Here is a 14,711-nt window from a genome sequence, read left to right as displayed (position 1 = left end):
TTGTCAGTAGAGGTCCGAAATGAAAGCGATCCGAATGCACCGGTTTGGTGGCCCGGAAGTCCTTCAGCTCGATGAGGTCGATGATCCGGTCCCCGGTCCCGGCGAGGTGGTGATCGATGTGCGTGCTGCCGGCGTCAACCCCGCCGACACCTATATGCGCAGCGGCACCTACCGGGTGCAGCCGGATCTTCCGTGCATTCCGGGCGGCGATGCCGCAGGGGTCGTGTCCGCCGTCGGCGCGGGCGTTGAAAAATTCACGGTGGGCGACAGGGTGTTTGTCGGCACGGTGATGGGGTTGGATTTTACCGGCTGCTACGCCGAAAAGGTCAAGCGGCCGCAAGACAATGTGCTGGCGCTTCCCGAAGGCGTGTCGTTCGCGCAGGCCGCCACATTCGGCGTGTCCTATCCGACGGCCCACTATGCCCTGTTCGAGCGCGGCGGGGCGAAGGCCGGTGAAACCGTCTTTATCCACGGCGCCAGCGGTTCGGTCGGAACATCCTCCATCCAGGTCGCCAAGCGCGCGGGCCTCACCGTGATCGGAAGCGCGGGTTCGCCGGAAGGCATGGAGCTTGTGCGGCACGAAGGCGCCGACCTTGCGGTCAACCACAATGAGGACGGCTATCTCGATGAGGTGCGCAAGGCAACGGGTGGCGACGGGCCGGACCTGATCCTCGAAATGCTCGCCAACGAGAACCTGGCGGCGGATATGGAACTGGCCGGCATGTCCGGCAGGATCGTCGTGATCGGCAATCGCGGCGAGATAACCATCAATCCGCGCCTGACCATGATGAAGGAACTCGACATTCGGGGCGTCATGCTCTGGAATGTCTCGCCCGGGCAGGTCTCGGTCATAATGAACGACATTTCGGCCTGGGTCGCGGAGGGCGCGCTCAAGCCGGTCGTCGGCAGGGAAATGAGCCTGGCGGACGCAGCGGCCGCGCATATCGCCGTTCTGGAATCGGGAAATGCCGGGAAGATCGTGCTGGTTCCCTGAACAGAAACGCTTTAGCGCTCGAGCGGTTCTGTCCCCTCGTTCAGGATTTGCACATACTCGCTGTAGGCATAAATACGATAGCGTTCCTTGCCGGAAATCTCGCGAACGATGCCGAGATCTTCGAGTGTCGATAAGCTGCGCAGGACCGTTGGAGGCGACAGGCCGCAGGCTTCGCGGATCTTTGTCGTATTTGCGACCGGATGGCGCTGCAAGAATGAGTGAACTGCGAGAACGGCAGCGGCGGAACTGCCGGAAGCGTGAATAGCCTCCTGGTCCCGCTTGAATAGCGCCAGCGTCGATTGCGCAGTTGTGGCGGCCTGGTTCGCTGTCTCGGCAACACCGGCAAGGAAAAACGCTATCCAGTCTTCGAATGCGCCATTCTCTCGGACCGACTGCAACAGGTCGTAATAGGTCTGGCGGTTGGTTTTCAGGTACAGGCTTAAATAGAGAAGCGGTTGCTGAAGCAATCCTTCGGCGCATAGCATGAATGTGATCAGCAGACGGCCAAGCCGACCGTTGCCGTCGAGAAAGGGATGGATCGTTTCGAACTGAGCATGCGCGAGTGCCGCCCGGATCAGCGTTGGATACTTTGGCTCAACGGCGTGGAAAAACGCCTCAAGGCTTCCCAGGCATTCAGTAAGCATTTCCGGTGGCGGCGGCACGAATACCGCCTTGTCCGGGCTTGCGCCACCAATCCAGTTCTGTGAAGTCCTGAACTCGCCAGGCATCTTGTTCCCGCCCCGAGCATTGTTCATCAGGATCCCGTGTATTTCCCGAAGAAGCCGTAACGACAACGGGAAGTCCGGCAGTCGAGCGAGGCCATAGTCCATTGCCGAAACATACGACGAGACTTCCGAAACATCGTCGAGAGGGACGCCAGGAACAGCATCCGATTCGAATATAAGCAGGTCTGACAGTGATGATTGCGTGCCCTCGATTTGTGACGAAAGCACTGCCTCTTTGCGCACATACATGTAAAGAAACAGCGACACATCCGGCAAGATCATGCTCATTCCGTCAAGCCGACCGAGCGCATGGCTGGCCGCGTCGAGGGCTGGATAGAGCCTTTCCATATCGAGTGCCGGTGACGGCGGCAGCGGTTTTGGTATATACGCACGATGGGAGACGCCGGCGGCGGACCTTTCGACATATTCACCGACGCGGGCTTTGATATCCGTCTTTGCCATAAATATCGTTTTCAATGGATTTCATTCATTAAAACACGTCAACACACGCTAACGAACGCATTTGAAACTTACAAGAGTTAAATAACGAATTACGACCGTTTCGTTACTTAACTCTTGTGATCAACTTAGAGTCTGGCTCGAAACTCATTAATCCGCTGCCCTTCGTGACCGATATTGAGCGGTCCCGCCGCAATAGGTCCGGCGGCCTTGAATGCTTCCGGTCAGGCCCGTGCTCAGCCCTCGTAGCGTTCCCAGCCGCCGGCCATGAGGTGTTCCTGCGGCAGGAAGCGGGTCTTGTAGTCCATCTTTCTGGAGCCGGCGACCCAATAGCCGAGATAGACATGCGGCAGGCCTCTGTCCTGCGCCCTGACAATATGATCGAGGATCATGTAGGTGCCCAGCGAGCGGTCCGAATAGTCGGGGTCGAAGAAGGAATAGACCATCGACAGGCCGTCGCCCATCAGATCGCTGAGCGCCACTGCAATCAGCTTGCCGTGCTCGCTGTCATCGCCGTCCGGCCTGTCCGCCCCGATCCTGTACTCGATGACACGGGTCGGCACATGTGTGTCCTCCACCATCATCGCATAGTCGAGCACGGTCATATCCGACATGCCGCCTTCCTGGTGGCGCGCATCCAGATAGCCGCGAAACAGCGAATACTGCTCGCTTGAGGGCTCGGCCGGAAACTCCTGTGCCACAAGGTCCGCATTGCGGGCGATGATACGCTTCATGGAGCGGTTGGGCTTGAATTCGCCGGCAAGGATCCGCACCGAGATGCAGGCCCGGCATGTCTCGCAGGCGGGGCGATAGGCGATGTTCTGGGACCGCCTGAAACCGCCCTGCGTCAGCAGATCGTTGAGTTCCGCTGCCCTTTCTCCGACCAGATGCGTGAACACCTTCCGCTCGAATTGCCCGTCCAGATAGGGGCAGGGTGAGGGAGCAGTCAGAAAAAACTGCGGAGAATTGACAGGCTGATTCGTCATCTATGGCAATAACTCCTGATACCGGAACTATAGCCCATAATACCACGGCGCAATTAACGAAAATGTCAACCAGATGATCAAAACAAGGGGAACGCCGGCGCGCAGATAATCCCGGAAGCCATAATGTCCCGGGCCCATGACAAGAAGGTTGGTCTGATAGCCGATGGGGGTGGCGAAGCTGGCATTGGCTGCAAATATGACCGCCGCCACAAAGGCCTCCTGAGAGGCGCCCAACCGGTCCGCCACGCCCAGCGCAATCGGCAGGAACAGAACGGCGGTGGCGTTGTTGCTGAGGATATTTGTCACCACGGCCATCACAATGAACATAACGGAAAGAACCACCGGAACCGGCGCACCCATAAGCGCTGTCACTGTGGAATCGGCAATCAGCGAAGCGCCGCCGGTCGCCTGTAGCGCTGTCGCCAGCCCGATCGACGAGCCGACCAGCAGGAAAACCTGGCGGTCGAAGGCGCGGGCCGCCTGGTAGATGGTCAGGCACCCGAGGGCAAGCATCAGCACCGCGCCGGTGATGGCGCTGACCACGATCGGCAGAATATCGAAGGCCGACAACACGATGATGCCGATGAAGATCGAGAAGGCGAAGACCGCTTTGCGGCTTTGCGGGACCGGTTCGGCGGAATGCTCCAGAAGGAGCAAATCGTGATCGCCGCGCAATTGCATGATCTGTTCGTAGTTTCCGCCGAGCAGCAGGGTGTCGCCCGGCTCGAGGCGGATTTCGGAGAGCGGCATGCGCGCCATGCGGCTCTTGCGCTGGACGCCGAAGACGGAAACGCCGTGCCGGGCCCGGATGCCGGAAAGCTGGATCGTACGGCCGGCAAAACGCGAGCCCGGCGCCACCACCGCCTCGACCAGATGGTAATCCGGTCCCGGGCGCTGGCCTTCGGTGCTGTCGTCACGCGGTTCCGCCCCGTCCTGGCCGTCATCCGGCTCGGCGACGGCGCTGCCGAGCGCCAGTGCCCTGGAAAATGCGCGCCGTGTGCCGGTGACGACGAGCGTGTCGCCCTCCGACAACGTAATGCCTTCGAAGGGCGGCAGGATCGGGACGTGGCGCCGGTGCATCAATCGGGGCGTCAGATCGACAATGCCGGGAAACATGCCGGCTTTTGATTCGATGCCGATAAAGGGATGTCCGGCGGTCACGGGTATCTCGCCGATGAACTGCGCGCCCTGCGTGGAGTGCGTCCTGATCTTCGACGAGCGCTCGCGCATCATCGAGGGCATGAGGAACAGGACATAAAGACCGCCGACGACCGCCAGCATGGACCCCATGCCCGTCAGGTCGAAGAAGGAAATGATGACGCCGTTGTCTTTGGCGACGCCGGCGGCGATGAGATTGGTCGATGAGCCGAGCAATGTCGTCATGCCGCCGAGAATGCACATGAATGACAGGGGCATGAACACCCGCGAGCCTGGATAGCTGCGCTGCGCCGCAATCACCGTCAGGATCGGGATGAAGATCACGACGACGGGTGTGTTGTTCAAAAACGCGCTGAGCAGGCCCGCGGTTATCACGACGAGGAAAATGGCGCGCTGGCCGCTTGCCCCGCCGAGCCTTCCGATGCTGCGTGCCGGGCCGTCGATGGCATCGGTGGCAAAAAGCCCCTGGCCGACAATCAGGAGTGCGATCACCGTTGCAAGCGCCGGGTCGGAAAACCCGGCGAGCAGGCGCCCGGGCGTGAGTTCCACACCGCCGGCATCGACATAGGGAAAAAAGCCGAACAGCAGCAGGAGCACGGAAAGGCTGGCCAGGGAAACCGCCTCCATGGAAAGCCGTTCCGACGCATAGGCAACGATGGTCGCGCCTATGATTGCGAAAGTCGCCAATAGGTGAAAATCCTGCATACCCTGCCTTAAAGATTGCGCCAGGGTTGCAATTTTATCCGGCGATGTGCCGCCTTCAAAGTGGCATCTTGCCTTTTTACCGCGAAATTACACGCAGTTGTTTCTTGCCGGGGGACTTGTCCGGAACGGCGTTGCGCAATCCGGTCCGCAGCGTGCAGGCCGGTTGCGCCGCGCGCTGTCCCTAAAGATCGTCGCGGATCACGACAACGCCGAGCAGCAGGTCATGCAGGCAGCGCTTGCGATTGGCGATCAGGCTGACCAGAAGGATCAGCGGTGTAAAAATGACATTGCCCAGCCAGAAAAGAACCGCGTGAACCATCGCCAGCATCGGATCGACGCTCATGCCGTCGGTCCGCACCATGCGGACGCCCATGATTTGCATGCCGGGCGTTGCTTGCCTCATGCCGCCAAGCGTGAGGCCGACATAGGGCAGGGCAACGATCGCGAACAGCACAGAATAGAGAATCCAGCCGAGGCCAAGGCTGAAAACGCCGATAAAGAAGATCAAAATGGCAACCGGCACGCACAGCGCCAGCACCAGCGCATAGTCGATAAAGAACGCCATGATGCGCCGCGATCGTACGCCGTTATAACTCCTCCATGTGTCGAGGGCTTCGTCCATGGCGGGTTCCGAATGTGCCGTTACATGTGTTTGCGTCATTGCACCATCCTGTTTGCAAAGACAAGCTTTTGATGTGCAGGGCCGCTGCCGTCGACAACTCGCCAAAAGCCGGTTTGCGGCATCTTTCAATGCGTTGGATTTGGTGATCGCCGCGCCGCCGTTCAAGGGCATACGGCCGGCGGCCCCTTATCCCCGTTGCAGGATCCGGGCCGCTTCGGGTGCAAAATAGGTCAGGATACCGTCGCAGCCCGCTCGTTTGAAAGCAACGAGACTTTCCATCATGGCGCGCTCGCCGTCGAGCCATCCGTTCTGGGCCGCGGCCTTGATCATGGCGTATTCGCCGGACACCTGATAGGCGAAGGTCGGCATGGCGAATTGTTGCTTCAGTCTCCAGACGATATCGAGATAGGGAAGGCCGGGCTTGACCATCAGCATGTCCGCGCCTTCCTCCACGTCGAGCGCCGCGTCTCGCACGGCCTCGTCGGTATTGGCCGGATCGATATAGTAGCTGCTCTTGTCGCCCTTCAGCAGGTCCCGGGTCCCGATCGCCTCGCGGTAAGGTCCGTAGAATCCGGAAGCGAACTTCGTCGCATAGGACATGATGGCGACATCGTTGTGACCGCTGGCATCCAGCGCGTCGCGGATCGCGCCGATACGTCCGTCCATCATGTCTGACGGCGCGATAATGTCGGCGCCTGCGTCGGCCTGCAGAACAGCGGCCTCGGCGAGTTGCGCGACGGTCTCGTCATTGACGATGACGCCGTCTCTCAGGATGCCGTCGTGGCCATGGCTTGTGAACGGATCGAGCGCGACATCGGTGATGACGCCTATATGGGGGACATGCTCCTTGATCAGGCGGGTCGTCCGGTTGATCAGATTATCCGCTGTGAGCACATGCGAACCGGTCTCGTCGCGCAGCTCGGCGGCGATGTTCGGGAAGGTGGCGATCGCCGGTATGCCGAGTTCCGCCGCTTCCTCGGCCTGCTTCACCGCAAGGTCGGGCGTAAAGCGCTGCACGCCGGGCATGGCGGCAATATCCTCCGACCGGTTCTCTCCGGGGATCAGAAATATAGGCCAGATCAGATCGTCGGCGCTCAGTGTGTTTTCGCGCACCAGGCGGCGGGTCCAGTCGGCCCGCCGGTTGCGCCGCATGCGCCGCCCGCCGGTGATTTCGTCAACCGTCCGGCGGTTAAGCGCTGTCTTGTCGATTTGCCGGTTCATGCTGTCCTTGTCCGCGCCCGAAGAAATCCAGTTCCAAGCCTGTTCGCGCCCACACTTATCACGCTCTCCGCAGGCTTTCAAAGCGGTCAGAGCGTCACATCACCTTGTGACGGGTCCGCGCTCGGCCGGAGCGCCATTGACCAAAGGCGAGGCTCTGCTTACAGCATAGGCAACGGAATCAACGGGATGAGCACAATCATGGTTTTTGGCGGGGACGGCGATATCGCATTTGAGGTCAAGGGCCACGCCGGTGTCATCTCGATGACGCGGGCCCACGCGCTCAACGCCATCAACCACAAGATGATCGAGGCGATGGATAACGCTCTGGATGCCTGGGAAGCCGATGACCGGGTGAGCCACATCGTTCTCAAGGGCGAGGGCCGCGCGTTCAGCGCCGGCGGCGATCTGCTCGAACTCTATGAAATGTCGAAATCCGGCCGGCCGCATTATGATTTTTTCCGCGACGAGTACCGCCTCAATGCACGCCTCGGGGTGTACCCCAAACCGGTCATCCCGATGATCGACGGCATCATCATGGGCGGCGGCGTGGGTGTCGCCGTTCACGGCCCCTATCGTGTGATGACCGAGAATGCGGTGTTTGCCATGCCCGAAGTCGGGATCGGCTTTTTCCCGGACGTCGGCGGCAGTCATTTTCTTTCCCGCCTGCCGGGACATTTCGGCCGCTACCTGGCGTTCAGCGGCGCCCGCATCCGCGCCGGCGACGCGCTTGCCTGCGGGATCGCGACGCATGCATTGACCGCCGATGGTCTCGGTGCGCTGGAAGAGGCCCTTTGCGCCAGCGCCGACACCGCCTCCGTACTTGACCGGCACGACAACCGCGAAGCGCTGCCCGGAGCAAAACTCGATCACACGGAAATCGGCAGACTGTTTTCCGGCGACAGTGTGAGCACGATTGTTGAACATCTTGAAGCGGCAACCGGCAGTGATTTTGCCGCCAGGACACTCGCGGCGATGAGGAAGAATTCGCCGACCAGCATGTCGGTCGCTTTCCGTCAGCTCAAGGAGGGAGCCTCACTCAGCCTTGCCGACTGCATGCGCATGGAATACCGGATCCTGGTGAGGATGCTGCAAGGCCATGAATTCCTGGAGGGCATCCGCGCGGTCATTGTCGACAAGACCAATGATCCGACCTGGGATCCGGCCCGGCTCGAGGATGTGACCGCGCAGGCCGTCGATGCCTATTTTGCTCCTCTGAGCGAGGACGAAATGACCGGCCTTGCAGAGGTCAGATGAGCGATTTCAGCGAACCGGGAGCCCCCAGACCCAGCACCGCGCAGACCGCGTTCGACGTCTTTCACCGGATCGTCGCGGTATTCTGCCTGATTGCCGGTCTGCGTTACTGGTCGCTGCTGATCGGCATCGCCGACGAAGGGGCCTGGCGCTTCGACCTCTTGCCGGTGCACTGGAAGATTGCCGCCGCCTCGCTGGCGGTGCTTTGGCCCGTCGCCGGCATCGGCCTTTGGATGGTGGTGTCATGGGGCCCGGTCGTATGGCTCGTGGCCGCCGCGATCGAAACCGTCATGCACGGCGCCTTTCCGGAACTCTACGGCAGCAACTGGATGCTGCTGTTCGCCCATCTCCTCATCGCCGTTCTTTACGCCGTCTTTCGGCTTCTGCTTTATATCGCAAAGCGGGCTGAGGAACAGACAGAGTAATAATCGGTTTACTTTGAAATCCGGTTTGTGCCGGTAACCCATTATTAATATTGCATTTTAAGTCCAATTTTAGACGTATTCGATAGGGTGTGCCTCAAGATGGCAGAAAAAAGCCGTCAGAACTGACAGTGAGGCATAGTGATGGTACATGGTATGCGTGCGGACGCCGTTCCGCCAGCACAGGACAAGAACGCGTTGCGTTCCTTGTATATGGAGTGTCTGCAACTGGTTGAACGGTTGCACCGTCGTCTGCTCGACGTCATCAAGGACGAGTTCGAGCGCAACGGCCGCAGTGATATCAACGCGATTCAGGCGCTGCTTCTCTTTAATATCGGAAACGCCGAACTGACGGCCGGCGAACTGCGTTCGCGTGGCTATTATCTCGGCTCCAACGTTTCCTACAACCTGAAAAAGCTGGTCGATCTGGGTTTCATCAATCACCAGCGTTCCAGGGTCGACCGCCGTTCCGTGCGCGTGAGCCTGACGGAGCAGGGCACCGAGGTCGCCGATATCGTCGCCGGTCTTTACGAACGCCATATCGGATCGATCGAGCAGGTCGGCGGCATCGACGTGGAAGAGTTTCAGAACATGAACAAGGCCCTGCAGCGCCTTGACCGGTTCTGGAACGATCAGATTCTCTACCGCCTCTAGGTCGAGAGCCTGGCAGACGGCTTGAAGGGCCGCCGGCGTCCCTTTTGCCGGTTCTGTCCGGTCCCTATCTGATGTCGAAATTCAAGGCCACCACCGTTCCGGAGGTTTCGTGAGGTCCGGGCTTCAATATGCGAATCCGGCCAACCGAATCTTAACCATGAAACGGCCATATTGATGTGGAAATCGAAAAGACATGGGACGCGAGGGGCAGGTGAGCGTTTGCGTCTTGACAGGGGTCTCGCAAAATCGTGAAAACCGCGCAACCATCCGGCTGCTATAGTTGTAATCCAGATGTGCGGGCAACATATCAATTGAGCGATATCGACCAACGGCTTAACGGTGCTTGCTAATGCCAGAAAAGACATTTGGTAAATCTGTCTCGCGTCGCGCTTTCGTCAGAGGCGCTTTGGCGACGGGCGCCACCATGGCTGCCGGCGGTGCGACGGCTCAGACGCTGACGCAGACGACGATTGAAAACATCATCAACGCGCCGCGCCGCGGCACCTGGGATGATCAGTTCGACGCGCAGGCATCGCGAAGCGCCGAACGGGTGAACTCAAGCGTTCCCATTCTCAGCCCGGACACCGTCAACTATGTCGAGACGGCGATCGCGTCCTACCAGAATGTCGTCCTGAACGGCGGCTGGCCGATCGTGCCGTCAGGCAAGCGCCTGAAACTCGGCGTCGACGATCCGGCGGTTTCCACGTTGCGCAAACGGTTGATCGTTTCGGGCGACATGGCGCCGTCCGCCGGCACATCGACGGCCTTCGATTCCTATGTCGACGGAGCGGTGAAACGTTTCCAGGCCCGCCACGGCCTGCCGGCCGACGGCGTGCTCGGCCGTTATTCCTATGCCGCGCTCAATGTGTCCGCCGCCGTCCGGCTCGGACAACTCGAGACCAATCTGGTCCGCCTGCGTTCCATGTCCGGTTTCCTCGGCGATCGCTATGTCGTGGTGAATATTCCGGCTGCACAGATCGAGGCCGTTGAGGGCGAGCGCGTCGTCCTGCGCCACACGGCCGTTGTCGGCAAGATCAGCAGGCAGACGCCGATCCTCAATTCAAAAATCCACGAGGTGATCCTCAATCCCTACTGGACCGCGCCGCGCTCGATTATCGAAAAAGATATCATGCCGCTGATGCGCAAGGATCCGACCTATCTGACGCGCAATTCGATTCGCCTGTTCGACGGCCGCGGCAACGAGGTCGCGCCCGAGACGATCGACTGGAACGCTGCCGAAGCGCCGAAGCTGATGTTCCGGCAGGACCCCGGCAAGATCAACGCGATGTCGTCGACGAAGATCAATTTCCACAATCCGCATGCCGTCTACATGCACGACACGCCGCAGCAGAGCCTGTTCGGCAAGCTGCTGCGTTTCGAAAGCTCCGGCTGTGTTCGCGTTCAGAATGTGCGCGATCTGTCCACATGGCTGCTGCGCGACACTGCGGGCTGGGACCGCCAGACGATGGAGCAGGTCATCGCCAGCGGCGTCAGCACGCCGATTGAGCTGTCCGACCCCGTGCCGGTCTACTTCACCTATGTGACCGCCTGGTCGACCTCGGACGGCATTACCCAGTTCCGTGACGATATCTACCGCCGTGATGGCGTCGAGGAACTGGCGCTGCAATAAAACCGGCTTTCCCGTGGCGTCCGCTGGCGCAAATCGTCGCTTTGTGTTCGTTGTCCGGCGATTGCGCATGGCGGAACTTGTCTAATGAACCCCGCAGCATTATGACACGCTCGTGGCCGCGCCGAGGTCTATGGCCGAGGTCCGTCCGTGATCGCCCGATACACAGCGCCAGCTTGCCGAAAGCTGCCCCACTGCAGGATTGACGTCAAATGTCCGACCCTATCGCCTCCATGGAGCGTCCCGCTGACGCGTTTTTCAATCGCCCGCTCAGCCAAGCCGATCCGGAACTCTCCGGTTCGATCGTCAAGGAACTCGGCCGCCAGCGCCAGGAGATCGAGCTGATCGCGTCCGAGAACATCGTCTCGCGCGCCGTGCTCGAGGCGCAGGGCTCGATCATGACCAACAAATATGCGGAGGGCTATCCGGGCCGGCGCTACTATGGCGGCTGTCAGTATGTCGACATCGCCGAGCAACTGGCGATTGACCGCGTGACAAAGCTCTTCGGCTGCGACTTTGCCAATGTCCAGCCGAATTCCGGCAGCCAGGCCAATCAGGCCGTGATGATGGCGCTGATCAAGCCGGGCGACACGATTCTCGGAATGAGCCTTGATGCCGGCGGCCATCTCACCCATGGCGCGCGTCCCAATATGTCCGGAAAATGGTTCAATGCCATCCAGTACGGCGTGCATGCCGAGACCGGGCGGATTGACTATGAGCAGGTTGAGGCGCTTGCCCGCGAGCACAAGCCGGCGCTCATCATCGCCGGCGGATCGGCCTATTCGCGCGAGATCGATTTTGCCCGCTTCCGTGCCATTGCCGATGAGGTCGGCGCCTGGTTCTGGGTGGATATGGCCCATTTTGCCGGCCTTGTGGCGGGCGGGGTGCATCCAAGCCCGTTCCCGCACGCCCATGTCGCATCCTCGACCACCCACAAAACCCTGCGCGGCCCGCGGGGCGGGCTGGTGCTGACAAACGACGCCGATATCGCAAAGAAGGTCAATTCGGCTGTTTTTCCGGGTCTTCAGGGCGGCCCGCTCATGCATGTCATCGCCGCCAAGGCCGTTGCCTTCGGCGAAGCGCTGTCTCCGCAATTCTCCGACTACGCGAAACAGGTCGTTGAAAACGCCAAGGTGCTTGCGTCGACCCTCGTTGAAGGCGGCCTTGAAATCGTCTCCGGCGGAACCGATACACATCTCTTCCTCGTCGACCTTCGGCCCAAGAATCTCACCGGAAAGGACTCCGAGGCCTCGCTTGAGCGCGCCTTTATCACTTGCAACAAGAATGGCGTCCCGAACGATCCGCAAAAGCCGACCATCACCTCCGGCATTCGCCTTGGCACACCGGCCGGCACGACGCGCGGCTTCGGGCCGGCGGAGTTCCGCGAGATCGGTAAGCTGATCATCGAGGTTCTCGACGGTCTGCGTGCCGCGAATTCTGAAGAGGGCAACGGCGCCGTGGAGCAGGCGGTGAAGGAAAAGGTCCTGCGCCTGACCGGCCGGTTCCCGATCTATCCGGGCCTTTAGGCAACAACGCTCCCGGTTCCGTCGGTGCTTTAATCCAGACTTGCTCTGACGCATCTGTTATGAAGATTCGCGTGGAGGAATACGTTACGCGTAAGGCTCCAAACCGAAATCCGATTGTGGGGTTCCATGCGCTGTCCCTATTGCAATTCCGAAGATACGCAGGTGAAGGACTCGCGTCCGGCCGAGGATGCAACCGCGATCCGGCGGCGGCGCGTATGCCCGGATTGCGGCGGCCGGTTCACAACTTTTGAACGGGTGCAATTGCGCGATCTCCAGGTCATCAAGAAAACCGGGAGAAAGGTTCCCTTTGACCGGGACAAGCTGATGCGGTCCTTCGAGATCGCTCTGCGCAAGCGGCCGGTCGAACGCGACCGCGTGGAGCGCGCCGTATCAGGCATCGTGCGCCGTCTTGAAAGTTCCGGCGAGACAGACGTTCACTCCGACAAGATCGGCCTGATGGTCATCGAGGCCTTGAAGGCGATCGACGATGTCGGTTTTGTGCGCTACGCCTCCGTCTATCGCGATTTCAGCGACCCGAAAGATTTCGAGAACGTGCTTGAGGAGCTCAGCGCTCAGATCAGCGGCAGTGCGCAGGAAGAATAGGCGCGATGGCCGTCTCCGAATTTGACAGGCGGATGATGGCGGCAGCGATCCGTTACACCTACCGCCATCTGGGCCGCACAGGCACGAATCCCTCCGTCGCGACCATTCTGGTTCAGCATGTCGACGGCGTGCCGGTCATCGTCGGACGGGGGCTGACCGCGATCGGCGGCAGGCCCCACGCGGAAACGGAGGCGCTTGAAGAAGCCGGCGATCGTGCCGCCGGATCGACGGCCTATGTCACGCTCGAACCCTGCGCCCATCACGGCAGCACGCCCCCTTGCGCCGAGGCGCTTGTGACTGCCGGTGTCAGCCGGGTCGTCGCCGCGACAACCGATCCGGACGGCCGCGTGTCCGGGCGCGGTTACCGCATCCTGGAGGATGGGGGGATCGAGGTCGAGGCGGATGTCCTGGTGCCTCTCGCCAGGCGTGCAATGGCCGGATATCTCACCCAGCGCCGCCTTGCGCGCCCGCATGTCACGCTCAAACTTGCCCTGTCCAGGGACGGCAAGATCGGTCGCAAGGATGACGGCCAGGTGCCGATCACCGGCCCGCTCAGCAACGCGGTCAACCATCTTTTGCGCGCCACGAACGACGTCATTCTGATCGGAATTGATACGGCAATCGAGGATGATCCGTCGCTGACCTGCCGGCTGCCGGGCCTTGAGGGCCGCTCACCGTTGCGCCTGGTTCTGGACCGTCAGTTACGCCTGCCGATGGACAGCAGGCTCGTCCGCTCCGCGCACGAAATTCCACTCATGGTGGCGACCGTCAGGCTGCCGGATGACGAGAAACATCGTCAGTTGACGCAAGCCGGGTGCAGAATGCTCGCCTGCGAGGAAAACGAAACCGGTATCGCCCTGCCGGAAATGCTTGAGGACCTTTGCGGACAGGGCGTCATGAACGTTATGATCGAAGGAGGGGCCGCGATCACGCGTTCCTTTCTCGATGCAGGCCTCGTCGATCGCATACATCTTTACATCGGCCCCGACGAGATTGGCGAAGACGCGGTGGCGGCGCCGTTAACCCCTGAGGACATGCCCGCGGGCTTTGTAAAGACAGGCGCAAGCCGCTTCGGTCCGGATTTGCGCTTCGAATATGAGAGAAACCAGTGATGTTTACAGGTATTGTAACGGATGTCGGAACCTTGGCGTCGGTGACGCCGATGAACGAAGGCGTCCGCTTGCGCATCACCACCTCTTACGCCCCCCGTACAATCGACATCGGAGCATCGATCGCGTGTTCGGGAACCTGCCTGACCGTGACCGCGCTGCCGTCCGAGGATGAAAACGGCCATTGGTTTGAGGTCGAGGCCTGGGAGGAAGCACTGCGTCTGACCACCATTGGCACGTGGCGCGCGGGCACACGCATCAACCTTGAGCGCTCGCTTCGGATCGGCGATGAACTCGGCGGCCATCTGGTCTCCGGCCATGTCGATGGGCTGGCGCGTGTGGTTTCAGTCGAAGATGAGGGCGACGCCCGTCGCTTCACACTGCGCGCGCCGCAGGATCTCGCCCGCTTCATCGCCCCGAAAGGCTCGGTGGCGCTCGATGGCACGTCCCTGACGGTCAATGCGGTCGAAGGGGCGGATTTCGACGTTCTCCTGATCCGTCATTCACTCGATGTGACCATCTGGGCCGACCGGAAAACAGGCGACCATGTTAATCTGGAAATCGACCAGATGGCCCGATATGCCGAGCGCCTGATCGGGTTCAGGTAATAGATCGGGGCCGTGTCCGGCCTGAAAACGCAAGCCGTTGC

14 protein-coding genes are annotated in these 14,711 nt (G+C 60.6%); 9 read left to right on the top strand and 5 right to left on the bottom strand.

Annotated elements, in window-relative coordinates; translation table 11 throughout:
• Nucleotides 1-19 precede the first annotated feature (19 nt).
• Nucleotides 20-994 (top strand): NADPH:quinone reductase, encoded by a 975-nt coding sequence (locus AC5E6N_RS02435; protein WP_491746316.1) that lies wholly within the window; start codon nt 20-22, stop codon nt 992-994.
• Between the two features lie 11 nt (nt 995-1,005).
• On the opposite strand, the gene AC5E6N_RS02430 is transcribed toward AC5E6N_RS02435, so the two are convergent.
• The 5 genes from AC5E6N_RS02430 to hemB form a co-directional block, all read right to left on the bottom strand.
• Nucleotides 1,006-2,181 (bottom strand): Fic family protein, encoded by a 1,176-nt coding sequence (locus tag AC5E6N_RS02430; protein ID WP_491746315.1) that lies wholly within the window; start codon nt 2,179-2,181, stop codon nt 1,006-1,008.
• A gap of 233 nt (nt 2,182-2,414) precedes the next feature.
• On the bottom strand, nt 2,415-3,164 hold the full coding sequence (locus tag AC5E6N_RS02425) for an arginyltransferase (protein ID WP_491746314.1): 750 nt from the start codon (nt 3,162-3,164) through the stop codon (nt 2,415-2,417).
• Between the two features lie 27 nt (nt 3,165-3,191).
• On the bottom strand, nt 3,192-5,009 hold the full coding sequence (locus tag AC5E6N_RS02420) for an SLC13 family permease (protein ID WP_491746313.1): 1,818 nt from the start codon (nt 5,007-5,009) through the stop codon (nt 3,192-3,194).
• 199 nt (nt 5,010-5,208) lie between these two features.
• Nucleotides 5,209-5,649 carry an RDD family protein gene (locus AC5E6N_RS02415; protein WP_491746350.1) on the bottom strand — a complete coding sequence of 147 codons (441 nt, stop codon included), beginning with the start codon at nt 5,647-5,649 and terminating at the stop codon, nt 5,209-5,211.
• 186 nt (nt 5,650-5,835) lie between these two features.
• The gene (gene hemB / locus AC5E6N_RS02410) at nt 5,836-6,870 is read right to left on the bottom strand and encodes a porphobilinogen synthase (protein WP_491746312.1); all 1,035 of its coding nucleotides are present in this window, start codon (nt 6,868-6,870) and stop codon (nt 5,836-5,838) included.
• A gap of 186 nt (nt 6,871-7,056) precedes the next feature.
• Between hemB and AC5E6N_RS02405 the strand changes: the two genes are divergently transcribed.
• The 8 genes from AC5E6N_RS02405 (at nt 7,057) to AC5E6N_RS02370 (ending at nt 14,670) form a co-directional block, all read left to right on the top strand.
• Entirely contained in the window at nt 7,057-8,124 is a 1,068-nt protein-coding gene (locus tag AC5E6N_RS02405; protein WP_491746311.1) for an enoyl-CoA hydratase/isomerase family protein, read from the top strand.
• Nucleotides 8,121-8,546 carry a DUF6163 family protein gene (locus AC5E6N_RS02400; protein ID WP_491746310.1) on the top strand — a complete coding sequence of 142 codons (426 nt, stop codon included), beginning with the start codon at nt 8,121-8,123 and terminating at the stop codon, nt 8,544-8,546. Before AC5E6N_RS02405 ends, AC5E6N_RS02400 begins: the two co-directional genes overlap by 4 nt.
• Nucleotides 8,547-8,687: 141 nt before the next feature.
• Nucleotides 8,688-9,197 carry a transcriptional regulator LdtR gene (gene ldtR, locus AC5E6N_RS02395; protein ID WP_491746309.1) on the top strand — a complete coding sequence of 170 codons (510 nt, stop codon included), beginning with the start codon at nt 8,688-8,690 and terminating at the stop codon, nt 9,195-9,197.
• Between the two features lie 349 nt (nt 9,198-9,546).
• On the top strand, nt 9,547-10,827 hold the full coding sequence (locus tag AC5E6N_RS02390) for a L,D-transpeptidase family protein (RefSeq protein WP_491746308.1): 1,281 nt from the start codon (nt 9,547-9,549) through the stop codon (nt 10,825-10,827).
• A gap of 209 nt (nt 10,828-11,036) precedes the next feature.
• Entirely contained in the window at nt 11,037-12,350 is a 1,314-nt protein-coding gene (gene glyA / locus AC5E6N_RS02385; protein ID WP_491746307.1) for a serine hydroxymethyltransferase, read from the top strand.
• Between the two features lie 126 nt (nt 12,351-12,476).
• Nucleotides 12,477-12,953, top strand: a complete 477-nt coding sequence (nrdR, locus tag AC5E6N_RS02380; protein WP_491746306.1) for a transcriptional regulator NrdR — start codon at nt 12,477-12,479, stop codon at nt 12,951-12,953.
• 5 nt (nt 12,954-12,958) lie between these two features.
• Entirely contained in the window at nt 12,959-14,065 is a 1,107-nt protein-coding gene (gene ribD, locus AC5E6N_RS02375) for a bifunctional diaminohydroxyphosphoribosylaminopyrimidine deaminase/5-amino-6-(5-phosphoribosylamino)uracil reductase RibD (protein ID WP_491746305.1), read from the top strand.
• Nucleotides 14,065-14,670 carry a riboflavin synthase gene (locus AC5E6N_RS02370; RefSeq protein WP_491746304.1) on the top strand — a complete coding sequence of 202 codons (606 nt, stop codon included), beginning with the start codon at nt 14,065-14,067 and terminating at the stop codon, nt 14,668-14,670. The genes ribD and AC5E6N_RS02370 overlap by 1 nt, the downstream gene beginning before the upstream one ends.
• Nucleotides 14,671-14,711: the final 41 nt, after the last annotated feature.

Source organism: Hoeflea sp., assembly GCF_984452065.1.
The sequence above is the reverse complement of the archived record's forward strand: the minus strand, read 5'-3'. Positions and strand labels throughout refer to the sequence as shown.

Excerpts from the sequence above, each read along its gene's own strand:
- AC5E6N_RS02435 (WP_491746316.1), top strand. The coding sequence starts at position 20 with ATGAAAGCGATCCGAATGCACCGGTTTGGTGGCCCGGAAGTCCTTCAG.
- AC5E6N_RS02430 (WP_491746315.1), bottom strand. The coding sequence starts at position 2,181 with ATGGCAAAGACGGATATCAAAGCCCGCGTCGGTGAATATGTCGAAAGG.
- AC5E6N_RS02425 (WP_491746314.1), bottom strand. The coding sequence starts at position 3,164 with ATGACGAATCAGCCTGTCAATTCTCCGCAGTTTTTTCTGACTGCTCCC.
- AC5E6N_RS02415 (WP_491746350.1), bottom strand. The coding sequence starts at position 5,649 with ATGGACGAAGCCCTCGACACATGGAGGAGTTATAACGGCGTACGATCG.
- hemB (WP_491746312.1), bottom strand. The coding sequence starts at position 6,870 with ATGAACCGGCAAATCGACAAGACAGCGCTTAACCGCCGGACGGTTGAC.
- AC5E6N_RS02405 (WP_491746311.1), top strand. The coding sequence starts at position 7,057 with ATGAGCACAATCATGGTTTTTGGCGGGGACGGCGATATCGCATTTGAG.
- AC5E6N_RS02400 (WP_491746310.1), top strand. The coding sequence starts at position 8,121 with ATGAGCGATTTCAGCGAACCGGGAGCCCCCAGACCCAGCACCGCGCAG.
- ldtR (WP_491746309.1), top strand. The coding sequence starts at position 8,688 with ATGGTACATGGTATGCGTGCGGACGCCGTTCCGCCAGCACAGGACAAG.
- AC5E6N_RS02390 (WP_491746308.1), top strand. The coding sequence starts at position 9,547 with ATGCCAGAAAAGACATTTGGTAAATCTGTCTCGCGTCGCGCTTTCGTC.
- glyA (WP_491746307.1), top strand. The coding sequence starts at position 11,037 with ATGTCCGACCCTATCGCCTCCATGGAGCGTCCCGCTGACGCGTTTTTC.
- nrdR (WP_491746306.1), top strand. The coding sequence starts at position 12,477 with ATGCGCTGTCCCTATTGCAATTCCGAAGATACGCAGGTGAAGGACTCG.
- ribD (WP_491746305.1), top strand. The coding sequence starts at position 12,959 with ATGGCCGTCTCCGAATTTGACAGGCGGATGATGGCGGCAGCGATCCGT.
- AC5E6N_RS02370 (WP_491746304.1), top strand. The coding sequence starts at position 14,065 with ATGTTTACAGGTATTGTAACGGATGTCGGAACCTTGGCGTCGGTGACG.